General features: G+C 36.8%; 13 protein-coding genes. 10 read left to right on the top strand and 3 right to left on the bottom strand.

Going from position 1 to position 15672, the window contains the following annotated elements; genetic code table 11:
- Positions 1-13 precede the first annotated feature (13 nt).
- The 10 genes from MHI23_RS09035 to MHI23_RS08990 all read left to right on the top strand — a co-directional run bounded on the left by MHI23_RS09035 (position 14) and on the right by MHI23_RS08990 (position 12618).
- Entirely contained in the window at positions 14-1117 is a 1104-nt protein-coding gene (locus MHI23_RS09035; RefSeq protein WP_224426486.1) for a threonine synthase, read from the top strand.
- 216 nt (positions 1118-1333) lie between these two features.
- Positions 1334-3496, top strand: a complete 2163-nt coding sequence (locus MHI23_RS09030) for an MMPL family transporter (RefSeq protein ID WP_224426487.1) — start codon at positions 1334-1336, stop codon at positions 3494-3496.
- A 101-nt stretch (positions 3497-3597) separates the two neighbouring features.
- On the top strand, positions 3598-4782 hold the full coding sequence (locus MHI23_RS09025) for a sensor histidine kinase (protein ID WP_125587384.1): 1185 nt from the start codon (positions 3598-3600) through the stop codon (positions 4780-4782).
- A gap of 5 nt (positions 4783-4787) precedes the next feature.
- Positions 4788-5438, top strand: coding sequence for a response regulator transcription factor (locus tag MHI23_RS09020; RefSeq protein ID WP_224426488.1), 651 nt, complete (start codon positions 4788-4790; stop codon positions 5436-5438).
- Positions 5439-5645: 207 nt separating this feature from the next.
- Complete coding sequence (locus tag MHI23_RS09015; RefSeq protein WP_342492449.1) at positions 5646-6614, top strand: AraC family transcriptional regulator; 969 nt, start codon at positions 5646-5648, stop codon at positions 6612-6614.
- Between the two features lie 139 nt (positions 6615-6753).
- Positions 6754-8172, top strand: coding sequence for a rhamnulokinase (rhaB, locus tag MHI23_RS09010; RefSeq protein ID WP_224426490.1), 1419 nt, complete (start codon positions 6754-6756; stop codon positions 8170-8172).
- Between the two features lie 21 nt (positions 8173-8193).
- Positions 8194-9462 carry an L-rhamnose isomerase gene (gene rhaA, locus MHI23_RS09005; RefSeq protein WP_224426491.1) on the top strand — a complete coding sequence of 423 codons (1269 nt, stop codon included), beginning with the start codon at positions 8194-8196 and terminating at the stop codon, positions 9460-9462.
- A gap of 280 nt (positions 9463-9742) precedes the next feature.
- On the top strand, positions 9743-10459 hold the full coding sequence (locus MHI23_RS09000; RefSeq protein WP_342492448.1) for a (Fe-S)-binding protein: 717 nt from the start codon (positions 9743-9745) through the stop codon (positions 10457-10459).
- A 21-nt stretch (positions 10460-10480) separates the two neighbouring features.
- Complete coding sequence (locus tag MHI23_RS08995; protein ID WP_342492447.1) at positions 10481-11905, top strand: LutB/LldF family L-lactate oxidation iron-sulfur protein; 1425 nt, start codon at positions 10481-10483, stop codon at positions 11903-11905.
- Positions 11905-12618, top strand: a complete 714-nt coding sequence (locus tag MHI23_RS08990; protein WP_224426493.1) for a lactate utilization protein C — start codon at positions 11905-11907, stop codon at positions 12616-12618. The genes MHI23_RS08995 and MHI23_RS08990 overlap by 1 nt, the downstream gene beginning before the upstream one ends.
- Before the next feature lie 119 nt (positions 12619-12737).
- Here the strand turns inward: MHI23_RS08990 and MHI23_RS08985 are convergent, their stop codons facing one another.
- From MHI23_RS08985 to MHI23_RS08975, 3 genes are all read right to left on the bottom strand, one after another.
- Positions 12738-14009 carry an MFS transporter gene (locus MHI23_RS08985; protein WP_125587379.1) on the bottom strand — a complete coding sequence of 424 codons (1272 nt, stop codon included), beginning with the start codon at positions 14007-14009 and terminating at the stop codon, positions 12738-12740.
- Positions 14010-14091: 82 nt separating this feature from the next.
- Complete coding sequence (gene rhaM / locus MHI23_RS08980) at positions 14092-14406, bottom strand: L-rhamnose mutarotase (protein WP_056766886.1); 315 nt, start codon at positions 14404-14406, stop codon at positions 14092-14094.
- 331 nt (positions 14407-14737) lie between these two features.
- A complete protein-coding gene (locus MHI23_RS08975) occupies positions 14738-15520 on the bottom strand; it encodes a DeoR/GlpR family DNA-binding transcription regulator (protein ID WP_224426495.1) in 783 nt (260 codons plus the stop codon).
- Positions 15521-15672 lie beyond the last annotated feature (152 nt).

Genomic DNA, 15672 nt, shown 5'->3' with positions numbered 1-15672 from the left:
GGGCTGAGGATTGATGAATCAATTGATTTGTAACGATTGCGGTAAAAAGTATGAGATGACACCAACTTTATGGAAATGTGATTGTAACGGCGTATTAAACCTGGTGAAAGATACCCCTCAAATAGATATTGCGGCTTGGAATCACTACCCAAACTCATTATGGCGTTATGTTGAAACCATGCCATTTTCAAAAGGGTCAAAGACTTGGGAATCTGTAACAATGGGTGAAGGCCAAACTCCGTTAATCGTTTTAGATCCTCATGAGCCAAACACTTATGTAAAAGTTGATTATATGATGCCTACGCTATCCTTTAAAGATCGAGGAGCTGCTGTTTTAATGACAAAGGCAAAGGAATTAGGGGTAGCAAAAGTCATTGCGGATAGCAGCGGGAATGCAGGAACGGCGATTGCCGCTTATGCAGCTCGTTGCGAGATTGCATGTGACATCTATCTAAGCGATGAAACTTCACCTAAAAAGATCGCTCAAATAAAAGCCCATGGAGCAACGATTAAAGAAATTCGCGGTACACGAGAGGATATTGCAGCCGCGGCGCAAAAAGCAGTAGACGCCGAAAACGTTTTTTATGCAAGCCATGTGTATAATCCTTATTTTTTTGAAGGAACAAAAACATACGCCTATGAAATTTATGAACAAGTAAAAGGAGCACCTGATGCATTAATCATTCCGGTTGGAAATGGTACTCTCCTCCTAGGTGCATATTACGGTTTTAAAGAGTTATTTGAAAATGGTTTAATTCATAAAATACCGAAAATCATTGCCATCCAAGCGAAAAACTGTGCTCCTCTCGTGAAAGCTTATCAAAACGCGGAGGAATCAGCATCGCCTGTTACGAATACAGGGACCTTAGCAGAAGGGATAGCCATTGCTGCCCCGGCGCGCTCCAAACAAATTCTAGAAGCTGTACAAGATACCAATGGTACATTTATAGATATTGAAGAGGATGAGATATTGAATGCACGCTCTAAACTAAGTGAGAAAGGATTTTATGTGGAAGTAACATCTGCAGTCAATTTTGCTGGCTACATGAAATATAAAAAGGAAGCAAAAGAAACAATCGTCATACCTCTTTGTGGTGCAGGAATTAAATCAAAATAACCAGATATGACTAATACAACTGATCCGGAATTGGCCAAATGATGATATAGATAAAATGAACGCTCTCTATAAATAGAAGGGTATCTCAAAAGAGATGCTCTTTTTCTTGCCTAAATGTACAATCCCTTTTGCCCAAAAGTACAATTTCAATCAACTATTTCATTACGTAGAATAAAGAGGTGAATATCATGAATTCGATGAAAAAGGAGTAAGTGAATGGCTAAATTTTTATATAACTTAGGAAACTTTGCTTTTACTAAGCCGAAACGAATGTTAATCGGTTGGTTACTTATTTTAGTAGCTGTAGTTGCAGCAACAATAGGGACAGGCGTTTCATTTAATGGAGATATGTCGATTCCAGGAACAAAATCTGAAAAAGCGATGGATCTCTTGGAAAAGAAGTTCCCAGCAGGTGATGATGAGGGAACGATTCGTCTAATATTTAAAGCACCTAAAGATGAAACTTTAGAAGCAAAGAAAGTGAAACATAAAATTAATGAGACGATAAAAGAAATTAAAAAGGATAAAGCAGTTAAGCAGGTGACCGATTTATATGAGACCTTTACGATAAGTAAAGATAAGAAAATAGGATATGCTGATATTACGTATCGAGTGAAAGCGGACAAGGTAAAGGAATCCTCAAAAGAGAAAGTATTAAATAGCATAAAGATTTCAAAAGATGCGGGCATCCAAACGGAATTAGGCGGCTCCGTGACATTCTCTGAAATTGAAGTAGGTGGCATTTCTGAAATCATAGGGATTATCTTCGCCTTCTTGATTTTAGCCTTTACATTTGCTTCACTTTTGGTCGCAGGATTACCAATATTGACGGCTGTGATTGGGTTAGTAATAGGTGTGATGGTCATTTTAATCACCTCAAACTTTGTAGACATGTCTGCATTTAGTCTCACATTAGCGGTGATGATTGGTCTTGCAGTAGGAATTGATTATGCGCTGTTTATCATTTCAAGATATCGACAGCTGTTAGCAGAAGGCTACAATTTGAATGAGGCTGCTGCTAGAGCAGTGGGTACCGCAGGAAGTGCTGTATTATTTGCGGGCGTCACTGTCATTGTTGCATTATGTGGACTTGTATTAGTTGACATACCGTTTCTAGGTATCATGGGCCTTGTGGGAGCCTTTATGGTACTATCTGTTATGCTTGTTTCCCTCACGATTGTTCCAGCTATACTAGGGCTTCTTGGAGATAAGGTGAGTCCTTCTAGGAAAAATAAGTTATTTTCTAAATTACAGCCAAAAAAAGAGAAAAAAACAATGGGCTGGGGAAGATTTATTCAAAAGCATCCGGGTAAAATAATGCTAGGTGTCATTTTATTGACAGGATTGATAAGCTGGCCAGCACTTCATATGGAGCTTGGTCTTCCGGATAACGGTATGAAAGGCAAAGAAACAACTGAACGTAAAGGATACGATCTTTTAGCAGAAGGTTTTGGCAAGGGGTTTAATGGACCACTTGTTGTCATCATAGATGCCTCTCAAGCAGATAAAACGATGAAGTCCGAGTCCGTCGAGAAATCATCAAAATTGTTAGAAAAAATGGATGGTATCAAACAAATCACGCCGGCGATCCCTGATCCATCGGGTGAGTACGCAATGTTAACAATCTTACCTAGAAGTGGTCCGGAGGATAAAGAAACGAAGCAATTAGTGAAAGACATTCGAAATGTATCGAGTGTGACTGACACAAAGTTTCTTGTGACTGGTTCTACTGCCGTGAATATAGATATTTCAGATAGACTCAGTGAAGCATTGCCAAAATTTGCAGGAGTCATTATTGGATTTGCTTTTGTGTTAATGATTCTTGTATTTAGATCATTCCTTGTTCCATTAAAGGCTGTACTAGGTTTTTTAATGACATTAACTGCTACATTAGGTTTTGCTGTCTTTGTTTTACAGGATGGACACCTTGCCCCATTGTTTGGAATACCTGCAGCAGGACCGTTGTTAAACTTTATGCCTGTACTAGTAACAGGAATATTATTTGGTCTTGCAATGGATTATGAAGTATTTTTAGTTAGTAGAATGAGGGAAGAATTCCTTCTATCTCATGATGCAAAGAAATCAGTTATTTCTGGCTTACAGCATAGTGGCAGGGTTGTAACTGCAGCAGGCTTAATTATGATTTTCGTTTTCGCAAGCTTTATTTTTGCTCAAGACTTGATTATTAAAACAATGGGATTAACATTGGCATTTGGGGTTTTATTCGATGCATTTGTCATTAGAATGACCTTTATCCCTGCTTGTATGATGCTATTAGGGCGGGCAAATTGGTACTTACCAAAATGGCTGGCACGATTGCTTCCGCATATTGATATTGAAGGAGAGTCAATTGCCCAAAAAGAAAAGAAGATTATATAATGTATTCTTTTTAAAATGTTAAAATTCTAATACCGCCCTTGCCTCTTTAAAAGGCGGGCGGTATTTTTCGTGTTATGATGGGGTTTGGAAGGTGAGAGTTTATGGTTAAGAAACGGATAGACCCATTTAATGAAATGATCTATTCCCGAATTCCCACGTTATTATGGGGCGTTCTTGTGTATGCTGCAGCGATGATTTTTCAGTTTTTAACAGCATCTTTATCGCTTTCAAGTTTGTTTTTTTCTGGCCTTATCGCGATCCATCTCATTTTGCACTGGTGGTCATTTTATTGGTTCAAGAAGAAGCCTTGGATTTATTTCTTCATACAAGGAATCGTTATTCTACTTTGTGTTTTAGCTATGCAAGCTGCCTCTCCTGTTATTTTAATTGGTCTTTTACCGTTATTAATTGCTCAAAGCATCGGTGTATACTATCATACATTAAAGATTATTTTGACAGGACTTTGTTTTTATGTGCTTTTTTTTCTAGCTCTTATTTTGGTTAATGATACAGATGATCTGACTGTCTACATTCCGATTTTATTTCTTATCCTTATTGTGGTCGTTGCATACTCTATCTTATTTTTTAGACAAGTAAAGGCTAGAATACGAACTCAAACGTTTCTAAAGGAACTCGAACTCGCACATCAGCAGGTGGAGGAGTTAACCCTTGCTAATGAACGTCAAAGAATGGCGAGAGATTTACATGATACCCTTGCACAAGGGCTTGCAGGCATTATTATGCAATTGGAAGCTGTTCAAGCACATTTAGAGAACCAAAATACCCAGCGTGCTCAAAGCATTATCAAGGGCTCAATGAGCCAAGCGCGAAAAACATTAGGTGAGGCACGAATGGTGATTGATGATCTTCGGAAGGATCGTCATGATCAATACGATTTAACTGAAACAGTGAAAAATGAAGTAAATCGATTTACGACAGCAACGAATATCCCAATTCGTACAAAGATATCTGTACCTCAGAATATGTCACCTTTTTTTATTGAACATACTGTTTACATGATAAAAGAATGCTTAACGAATGTTTCAAAACATGCCAAAGCAAGCCATGTCGAGTTAGTGATGGTACAACAAGGTGATCACATCCATTTGAAAATAGCAGACAATGGAGTGGGATTTGATGAGAAAAAACGAGAATCCACTTTTGGACATTACGGCATCATTGGTATGTCAGAACGTGTTCGGCTGCTTGGTGGAGAGATCCATTTGAAAAGTAAAAAAAATGAAGGTACACAAGTAATAGTGAACATACCTTTGAAAAAGGAGTAAATACAGTGTCTTATCGAATTGTGATTGTTGATGATCATTATGTTGTGAGAGAAGGATTAAAATTAATTCTTGAAACAGACGAAAGATTTGAAGTTGTTGGAGAAGCAGAAGATGGAGGAAAGGGGATAGATGTCATAAAAGAAAAATCCCCAGACCTTGTATTACTTGACCTCAACATGCCAATGATGAGCGGGCTTGATATGCTTAGAGAAATGCAGACTCTTCAAATAAAAGTTCCTGTACTCATTTTGACTACTTATAATGAAGAAAAATTAATGATCCAAGGGTTACAGCTTGGTGCAAAAGGCTACCTCTTAAAGGATGCCAGCAGAGAAAACTTATTTAATACAATTGAAGCGGCCATTAGAGGAGACATTTTACTTCAATCAAATGTGGCCTCAAAGGTATTTGAATCAACCTTACACAAAGAACCTCAAGAAAAATTGAAAACAGACAACCACTTGCTTACCGAAAAAGAAATGCTCGTTTTGCAAGCAGTAGCTAGAGGGTTTCGGAGTAAGGAAATTGCATTTGATATGGGAATTTCCGAGAGAACTGTAAAAGCACATTTAACAAACATTTATCAAAAACTAAATGTGACATCAAGAGCTGAAGCAATTAAAACATCAATAGAATTAGGAATCATTCATTTTTAGATAATTGAACAAACAGGAGTCAAAGCCACTCTTGCAGAAGCACTTTTGTACAAACCTATGAGCTTGGGAAATAATAAAGAGACTACTTCAGGTAGTCTCTTTTTAAAAAGCATGGAGTTAGACTCTATAAAAGAAAGAAGGTATGTGGGCTTTGGTTGAAGAAGTCTAATAAACAATGAAGTAAGATTATAAACAAAGGAGAAACCTATGCAACATGATCTTCTCAATCAATTATTAAAGATAACAGATGAAGAGGAACTGATTCTACAAAACAGAAGAGAGATAAATAAAGACATTTATACCAATCAGTCTAATTTTATTATAGAAAGTCAAAAATTTCTCAATCAAGAGAGTATGATTACGGTTCGAAAACATACACGCTTTGTGGATTTTCCTAAACATAAACACGACTACATTGAGATTAATTATGTTTACAATGGACAGTATAACCAAAAAGTAGGGAATCAAAGAATAAAATTGCAACAAGGGGAGCTGTTATTTTTAAACCAGCATATTGAGCATGAAACTCAAGCTTGTGCAGAAGAAGACATTATTATTAATTTTATCATTTTACCTCATTTTTTTGATTTTATCTTTTCGTTTTTAACGACTGAAAACAGAATTAGTAATTTCTTAATTAACAGTTTATATAACAGTACTCAAAATGGACAATTCCTTTACTTTAAAGTTTCAGATGTAGAAAGCATTCAAGAATTAATAAAAAAAATTATTATTGAAATTATGTCTCCTGCTTTTATGTCTGAATCCACCATTAAATTGTATATGGGGCTTTTAATGGTGGAGTTAATTAAACACGCTGATAAGGCCGAACATACAGAAGACAATCCTGTACAACATTATTTAATTGTTGAATCATTAAAGTATATTGATGAACATTTCCAGCGTGCATCACTGAATGAATTAGCCACAAAATTAAGCCAGCCCGCTTATGCTTTAAGTAAAGAGATTAAAAAGGCTACCAACTATACATTTAAAGAATTACTTCAAGAAAAACGTTTAAATAAAGCGAAAGAGTTACTGGAAAGTACAGATATGCCAATTGCCTCTGTTATAGATCAAGTTGGATATGATAATGTAAGTTATTTCTATCGGATTTTTAAAAACAAATATCATCAGACCCCAAAGCAATTCAGAGAACACTTAGCAAAAAGATAAGATGCTGCTAAATGTTCTTTTTTATTTTAAACAATTGCAAATAAGGACAATAAATAAATCATTTTAGACATTATTTTCTCCTTTTAGCTGGCTTAATATAAAGACATAAGCAAACGCTTTCATGCAAAGGGTGATTAAAATGAAGAAATGTTGTTTAGCAGTTGATATTGGTGCTTCTAGTGGAAGATTAATAGCGGGTCATCTTGAAGATGGACTTTTAAATCTAAAAGAAATCCACCGTTTCGAGAATAAAATGGTCCAAAAAAATGGCCAGTTTTGCTGGGAGCTTGATCGATTATTTGAAGAAATAAAAAAGGGAATCCATCAATGTAGTGAAATGGGATTATCTCCAGAAAGTATCGGTATTGATACATGGGCAGTAGACTTTGTTTTACTAGATGAATGGAACAAACCTTTAACAGATTTTGTTGCCTATCGCGATTCGAGAACAGACGGGATGATGGATGAGGTTTTTAAAACATTCATGAAGGAACGTTTGTATCTAGAGACAGGAATTCAATTTCAAAAATTTAATACGATTTATCAACTTTATTCAATCAAACAAAATCATCCGGAGATTTTAGAAAATGCAAAATCTTTTCTAATGGTTCCTGACTATTTTCATTATTTATTAACAGGAAAAAAGGCAAACGAATACACAAATGCCACTTCAACTCAGCTGGTTAATGCTTTCACAAAGAAATGGGATCATGAAATATTAGATCAACTAGGCATGAACAAAGAAATGTTCCAAGAAATTCATACCCCCAAAACAGTGTTGGGTACATTGACTGAAGATTTAATAGAGGAATTCGGCTTTAATATGAAGGTTATTCTCCCAGCCACTCACGATACTGGTTCAGCTGTCATTTCGGTTCCTGAGCAGGAAGAAACAATCTATATTAGTTCAGGAACGTGGTCTTTAGTTGGTGTAGAAAATCATTTTCCAATATGTATTACAAAAGCTTTAGATTACAATTTCACCAATGAGGGCGGCATTGATTATCGCTATAGATTTTTAAAGAATATTATGGGGCTTTGGATGATACAAGAAGTGAAAAGAAATTATAAAAATCAATTTTCTTTTGCAGAGTTGGTCGTCTTAGCTAATCAGGCTCAAACATTTAAATCCATCGTTAATGTAGATGATCCACGGTTTTTAAAGCCAGAAAATATGATTCAAGAGATTCAAAGTTATTGTCAAGAAACAAACCAGCCAATTCCATCTAGACCTGGAGAAGTAGCAAAATGTGTGTTTGACAGTTTAGTATGCAGCTACCAGCAAGCCATTAATCAAATTGAAGAAATTTTTGAAAGAACATTCAATCAAATTAATGTGATCGGAGGGGGTTGCCAAAATGAACTGTTAAATCAACTAATTGCTGACGCAACAAAAAAAGAAGTATACGCTGGTCCAGTTGAAGCAACCACCATTGGAAATATTGTAACGCAGTTAATGGCAGTTGGCGAAATTGAAGATATAAAAGAAGCAAGAACAATCATTAAGAACTCTTTTAAGGTTAAAAAATACACACCTTTAACAGTAACGACACCGTAAAAAAGAAAGGAAGAATATCACATGACAATAAGAGAAAATTATGAGATTGCGAAAAAAGAATATGAAAAATGGGGAATCAATGTTGATGAAGTATTGGAACAATTAAAAAATGTACCGATTTCCATTCATTGCTGGCAGGGAGATGACATTGCTGGATTTGAAGTAAATAAAGGAGAATTGTCAGGTGGAATTGATGTAACGGGAAATTATCCTGGTAAAGCAACCACACCTCAACAACTAAGAGCAGATTTAGAGAAAGCGTTGTCTTTAATTCCTGGAAAACATCGTGTGAACTTACATGCCATTTATGCGGAAACAAATAGAGAAGTCGTTGAAAGGGATCAATTAGAGCCAAGACACTTTGAAAACTGGGTGAAATGGGCTAAAGATCAAGGTGTAGGCTTAGATTTCAATCCAACATTATTCTCACATGAAAAAGCAGCAGATGGGCTAACGTTGTCTCATCCTGATGAACATATCAGAAATTTTTGGATCAATCATTGTATCGCCAGCCGCAAAATTGGTGAGTATTTTGGTAAAGAATTAGGAACAGCATCCTTAACAAATATTTGGATTCCAGATGGTTATAAAGATATTCCAAGTGATCGACTAACGCCTCGTCAACGGTTAAAAGATTCGTTAGATAAGATTTTTGAAGAGGAGATCAATGAAAACTATAATCTTGATGCCGTTGAAAGTAAGTTATTCGGTATTGGTTCTGAATCTTATGTGGTTGGATCGCATGAATTTTATCTTGGATACGCATTAAAGAATAATAAACTATGTTTATTAGATACAGGACATTTCCATCCGACTGAAATGGTATCAAACAAAATTTCATCTATGCTGCTTTACAGTGACAAGCTTGCCCTTCATGTTTCTCGTCCTGTTCGCTGGGACAGTGATCATGTTGTGACGCTGGATGATGAGTTACGTGAAATTGGTCTCGAAATTGTTCGAAATCAAGCATTGGATAAAGTGATGATTGGCCTTGATTTCTTTGATGCAAGTATTAACCGAGTTGCAGCATGGACAATTGGAACAAGAAACATGATTAAATCGTTACTATATGCAATGTTAGTACCAAATGAACATTTAAAAGAGTTACAGGAAGATGGAAACTTTACAGAAAGATTAGCATTAATAGAGGAATTCAAAACGTATCCTTTCGGTGCAATCTGGGATTACTATTGTGAAAAAATGGGCGTGCCTGTAAAAGAAACATGGCTGGAAGAAGTGAAACAATATGAGCAAGATGTATTAACAAAAAGAAACTCTGTATTAGCCTAAAAAATCATGAAAGGCTAACTAGTAAATTTACAAAAAGATACAGTCAGGGGAAGGGTCTAATAGATCAATTCCCCTGTTTATATTACAAGGATTCCTTTTTAGATGAATAGGTTACAACTCAATGTTTTTTCCACTCTACGCGTGCTAATTGAAGGGAATCATATTCATCTCACATGGAGAATACACAATAAAATACTTATGAGAGAAGGGGCCTGCTTTTACTTATCAATCATCAGCCGACCAGGTAAATCTAAATATTCGTTATGAGGAGGTTTTAAAATTGAAAGTGAGCTTATTTATTACATGTTTAATTGATACTTTCCAGCCGAATGTTGGTAAGGCAACAGTTGAGATACTTGAACACCTTGGTTGTGAAGTATCATTTCCTACATCACAAGTATGTTGTGGCCAGCCCGCCTATAATAGTGGCTATGTTGCCGAAGCCAAGCAAGCAGCGAAAAATATGATTCAAACCTTTGAAGATGCAGAGTATATAGTAACTCCCTCTGGTTCTTGTGCAGCGATGTTCCACGAATATCCACATATATTCAAAGGAGATTTTCAATGGGAGGAGCGAGCAAGGCGTCTTGCTGAGAAAACGTATGAACTAACTCAATTTATCGTAGAGGTGTTAAAGGTTACAGATGTAGGGGCACGTTTAAAAGGGAAAGCGACCTATCATACATCTTGTCATATGACACGTTTGCTAGGTGTGAAGGAAGCACCTTTTACGCTGCTTTCTAATGTAAAAGAATTAGAGGTTGAGCAACTTCCCAACGCCCAAAATTGCTGTGGATTTGGTGGAACTTTTTCTGTGAAAATGATGCCAATATCTGAACAAATGGTAGACGAAAAAGTAGAAAGTGTTGAACAGACAGGTGCGGACTATTTAATTAGTGCAGATTGTGGATGTTTAATGAATATTGGAGGACGAATAGAACGTTTAGGAAAATCTGCGCGGGTACTGCATATTGCAGAGGTATTAAATAGCCGTTAATTCAAGGGGGGGGAACACGACATGAGCATGAAAATTAGTGATAAAAAATTTAATGAACGTATTGATAAAGGAATCCAAGATTCTACGATGCGTGAAGCTGTGTCTACAGCTCAAGAACGCCTGTATACACGTCGTTTGGCAGCTAGTGAAGAGCTTGGGAACTGGGAAGAATGGCGTGATTTAGGGGAGCAAATCCGTCAACACACGCTGGAGAATTTAGATTATTACTTAATGCAATTAAGTGAAAATGTTACAAAACGCGGGGGACATGTCTTTTTTGCGAAAACAAAAGAAGACGCCGCTCAATACATAAAGGAAGTTGCAGAAAAAAAACAAGCCAAGAAAGTCGTGAAATCCAAATCAATGGTAACCGAAGAAATCGAAATGAATAAAACTTTAGAAGACATAGGTTGTGAAGTGGTAGAAAGTGACCTTGGCGAATACATTTTGCAAGTTGATGATCATGAACCACCTTCCCACATCGTAGCGCCGGCTCTTCATATGAAAAAAGAACAAATTCGTGATGTATTTCAAGAAAAACTAGGTTATGGAAAGTCGGAAGATCCTTACGAGATGACAAAATTTGTTCGTAAAATCCTGCGCGAAAAATTTCTTGAAGCAGAAATCGGTGTCACCGGTTGCAACTTTGCCGTTGCAAATACAGGATCAATCTGTTTAGTGACCAATGAAGGAAATGCGGATCTTGTAACTGCTATTCCAAAAACGCAAATCGCTGTAATGGGAATGGAACGTCTTGTACCAACAATGGAGGAGCTGGATGTACTCGTTGGATTGCTTTGCAGAAGTGCAGTAGGGCAAAAGCTAACGAGTTACATTACAACAGTAGGGCCTAAATATGAAGAAGAGGCAGATGGTCCAGAAGAATTTCACCTTGTTGTCGTTGATAACGGCCGTTCTGAAATCTTAGGGTCTGAGTTCCAACAAGTATTACAATGCATCCGTTGTGCGGCATGTATTAATGTATGTCCAGTATATCGTCATGTCGGAGGACATTCTTATGGCTCTATCTATCCGGGGCCAATTGGTGCAGTATTAAGTCCACTTTTAGGTGGATATGACGATTATAAAGAACTGCCATATGCATCAACTCTTTGTGCAGCATGTACTGATGCTTGTCCAGTTAAAATTCCGCTACACGAACTACTTTTAAAACATCGTCAAGTAATTGTTGAAAAAAAAGGACGTGCTCCTCTAGGTGAGAAACTAGCGATGAAAATGTTTGGAATGGGAGCATCATCTGCTGCTCTATACAAACTAGGTACAAAAATGGCACCTACAGCTATGAAGCCCATTGTATCAGGAGATCGAGTCTCCAAAGGAATTGGCCCATTAAAAAATTGGACTGAAATTCGAGAATTCCCAGCTCCAAGTAAAGAACGTTTTCGAGACTGGTTTGACAATCATAAAAAAGGTGGTGAAAAGTAATGAGAGGAACAGCTCAAAATCAGGAAGTTTTTTTAAATCATGTGGCTAAACAGCTGGGACGGGAAAGACGAATAAGTGGTGTTGTACGTCCAGAGTGGAAGAATAACGTAAACTGGGATGTAATGAAAGGTTATACAGAAAAGGAGTTAATCGCTACGTTCACAGAGCACTGCAGCAAAATTCATACCACTGTTTTTGAAACAACAAAAGATCACTTAGCTGAAGATTTAAAGAAAATTGTTGCTGAACATGGCGGGGGGCCCGTAATGACAGCCCAAGATTCACGTTTCAAAGAATATGGCTTAACAGATTTACTTGAAAAAGAATGGCCGGAAGAAAATATAGAGGTACATGTATGGGATTCAAAAAGAGGACGTGAAGCGAATCATTCCCTCGCCGAAAAAGCCAATATTGGTATTACATTCAGTGACTATGCACTTGCCGAGTCAGGAACAATTGTTGTAAAAACTCATGAGGGACAAGGGCGGGCACTTCACTTTTTGCCGACTGTCTATGTCACGATTATCCCGCGTGAAACGATTGTGGCACGTATTACACAGGCTGTTTCTGACCTAAACCAACGTGTGGAAAAGGGAGAAGCTGTTGCTTCTTGTATTCACTTTATTTCTGGACCAAGTAATTCTGCAGATATCGAAATGAATTTGGTCGTAGGTGTGCATGGACCTTTAAAAGCTTTTTATTTCATTGTGTAAGGTTGGTTGATATAAAAAATAGAGTTTCCATTTGGAATCTCTATTTTTTATTGTAGTAAGGAGAGCAGAGGGGAGGCAGAAAAATAACCAAGCTTCTCAAAGAAAGCTTGGCTATTTTTTTAAGCGCTGTATCGTTCTTTTTCAATTTCTTTTAATGATTTTCCTCTTGTTTCTGGCGCCATGACTAATCCAATAATTGCAGCAATTACAAGAAACCCAATCATAATAGAACCTGATATTTTAAATCCTAATGTAGAAATCATCGTTGGAATCACAAGTGATATAAGGCCAACGGCTACACGCGCTGTACAAAAAAGGAATCCTTGTGCCTTTGCACGGTATTTTGTATGAAATAACTCACTTGACCAAAGACCATAAAATGCTTGAGCACCAAAACCAGCTGCAATTCCCCATAATATTACAAATATAAGCAGTTCAGTCATGCCCATTCCGCCATACGTAAGAGTAGCCCAAGCAGCAATCCCCATTGCCGCTCCTATGCCATACAATACACGTCTGTTCACTTTATCACCTAGTTTAATAAAGACAAAGTACGTTCCTAAAACGGTCAAAATCCATAAAAACGCTTGTAATAAATTTGCTTGTGATGATGAAAGCCCTCCAACGGTCTGATAAATATACGGCATGAAGTATCCCATTACACCAGCTACTAAGTTCCAAAAGCAATAGATCCCTAGTAATAAAATAATGGCATGACGGTTTGCTTTGATTGTGAATAATTCTTTGACTGGACTTTTTAATTTTTCACCATTTGCTTTTTGATTCTCTTCTTTTTGTTTTTCTTCTTCCCATATTTTTGATTCACTAATTTGTTGTTGCATAATCCAAGTAATTAAAGCGATTACAAATAATTGACCAAAAATAATTCGGCTTCCTAAAAGACCTAATGGGGCCAAGGCGACAGAGAGGAGTAACGAAATAGCTGGACCAACCGACCACGCTAACTGTCCCCATCCTACACGAGATGCACGTTCATTTTCAGGCGCTTCTTCTGCTATATACGTCCAAGCAGCTGGAATGGCAGCTCCTACGGCTACTCCAGTAATAATGTATCCAGCTAACAACATGGGGAAGTTAAAAGACAACATCGTTAATAAGACACCAAACATATAGACCAATAAATCGTATTTATAAATTAACTTTCGCCCATATTTATCAACCAGAACGCCTCCTATGAGGGCTCCTGCAGCTGAAGCAAATCCATTAGCACTCAGCGCTCCTAATAATCCCAGTTTAAAATCATTTAAATTTAAATATTCCATCCAGAGTGTCAGGCCGCCAGCAGCAGCTACGATGGATGCTGCCTCCAAATAATTTGACATTGCTACAGTAATAGTAGACTTTAATCCGCCTTTTGCATTACCAGCCATATTTAAATCCCCTCTCAAGTACCTTCAAACGATACATCCGTTTGAATGCCTGTATTTTTGCTGTCTTTGTTTTCCTAAAAAATTATGCTAAGTAAAACAATTCATTTAAATCTACAGAGCGCGGACTGTTATCTGAATTTGTCTCCATGATAGGTGCCATGTAATCCCACCATTTTTTACAAATATCACTTTTAGCCATCTGGTTCCATCTATCTTCATTTTCGATTTCCAAATAAGCAAACAATTGACCACTTTCTTTTTCTAAGAAAATAGAATAGTTATGAGCTCCATGCTGTTTTAATGCCTCAACCATTTCCGGCCATATTTCATCATGTCGACGTTTGTATTCATCAAATTGATCCTTGTGTACAAACATAATACTGGCTTTTCTTATCATCTCTCTCGCTCCTTGTACTGTAGAATAAATGAAAAAATAAAGAAAGCGTTTGCAAAAAAAGCAATTTAATCTTCACAATAAAGGGATTTTTTCCCCTGATTTCTGCAAAATCTTTATTTTTCTTTGTTTATATGGTCATATTATTATAAAAACAAAAATAAAACAACATTTTTTTATTATTGGTTTTTGTTAATGTTGATTACGAGAGGGGTTCATCATAAATAAGGCAAGATAAAATTGTGGATATAGAAAAAGACAAACCTATATAGGTTTGTCTTGAACACGTATATACACAGAAAAGGAGAGACCTTAATCTTCTATTTGGATTTGACTATGAAGGAGATTCACTCATCAAGGCTACAGAAGTAACATTAATATTTTTATCACGTAAAATGGCATGTGCATCATTGCTTAGTTTATCGTCAACAATAATGCGGCTAATATCACTTAATGAAGAGATATGAGAAAATTCACGGTATCCAAACTTACTAGAGTCGACCATTAAAATGGTCTCATGTGACCGTTCAATCATTTTTCTTTTTAAGAGAGCCTGCCACTCATTTGAATCACTTAAGCCGCTATTTAAGTCAATACCCTTACAGGATAAGAACACTTTATTCACATGATAATTTTCCAGTGAGCGCTCTGCTAGAGGTCCTACGTAGGACAACGATTTAGGAAGGAGGAGACCTCCTGTTGAGATCACCTGAATTTTTTCTTTCTTACTTAATTCTATGGCCACCTTAATGGAGTTGGTGATAACAGTCAAAGGAATATTCGGAAGGATTTTTGACATGTACCATGCAGTGGTACTTGCGTCAAGGATAATACGGTCACCTTCTTCAACTTGCTTCACAGCTTCACGTGCAATCACTTTCTTTTCTAATACATTCGTAATTTCCCGCTCTGAAAAATCAACTTCTGATTCTTTTTCCTCAATACTAACTGCTCCGCCGTGGCTTCGCCGCAACTTATTTTCTTTCTCTAATTTTTCAAGATCCCGGCGAATCGTTTCATCTGTCACAGAAAAAATTTCGCTTAATTCTGAAACACGAATGCTGGATCGTAAATTAACTAAATCTACTATTTTTTGATGCCTTTCAGCTAATAACATGTGTAACTTCCTTTCGCTTTTAAATATGAATAAAAGAAAAACAGCATAAAATTGCCTATAAGGTTGTTGTTTTGTTTTTATTTTTGTTTGTTTTCATCATAACATACTTATAACTTCAAAAAAATGATCTTAAACAGCAGCAAGGTTTAGTA

Source organism: Bacillus sp. FSL M7-0003 (genome assembly GCF_038628485.1).
In the GTDB taxonomy this organism is placed as follows: domain Bacteria; phylum Bacillota; class Bacilli; order Bacillales; family Bacillaceae; genus Bacillus; species Bacillus safensis.
The sequence above is the reverse complement of the archived record's forward strand: the minus strand, read 5'-3'. Positions and strand labels throughout refer to the sequence as shown.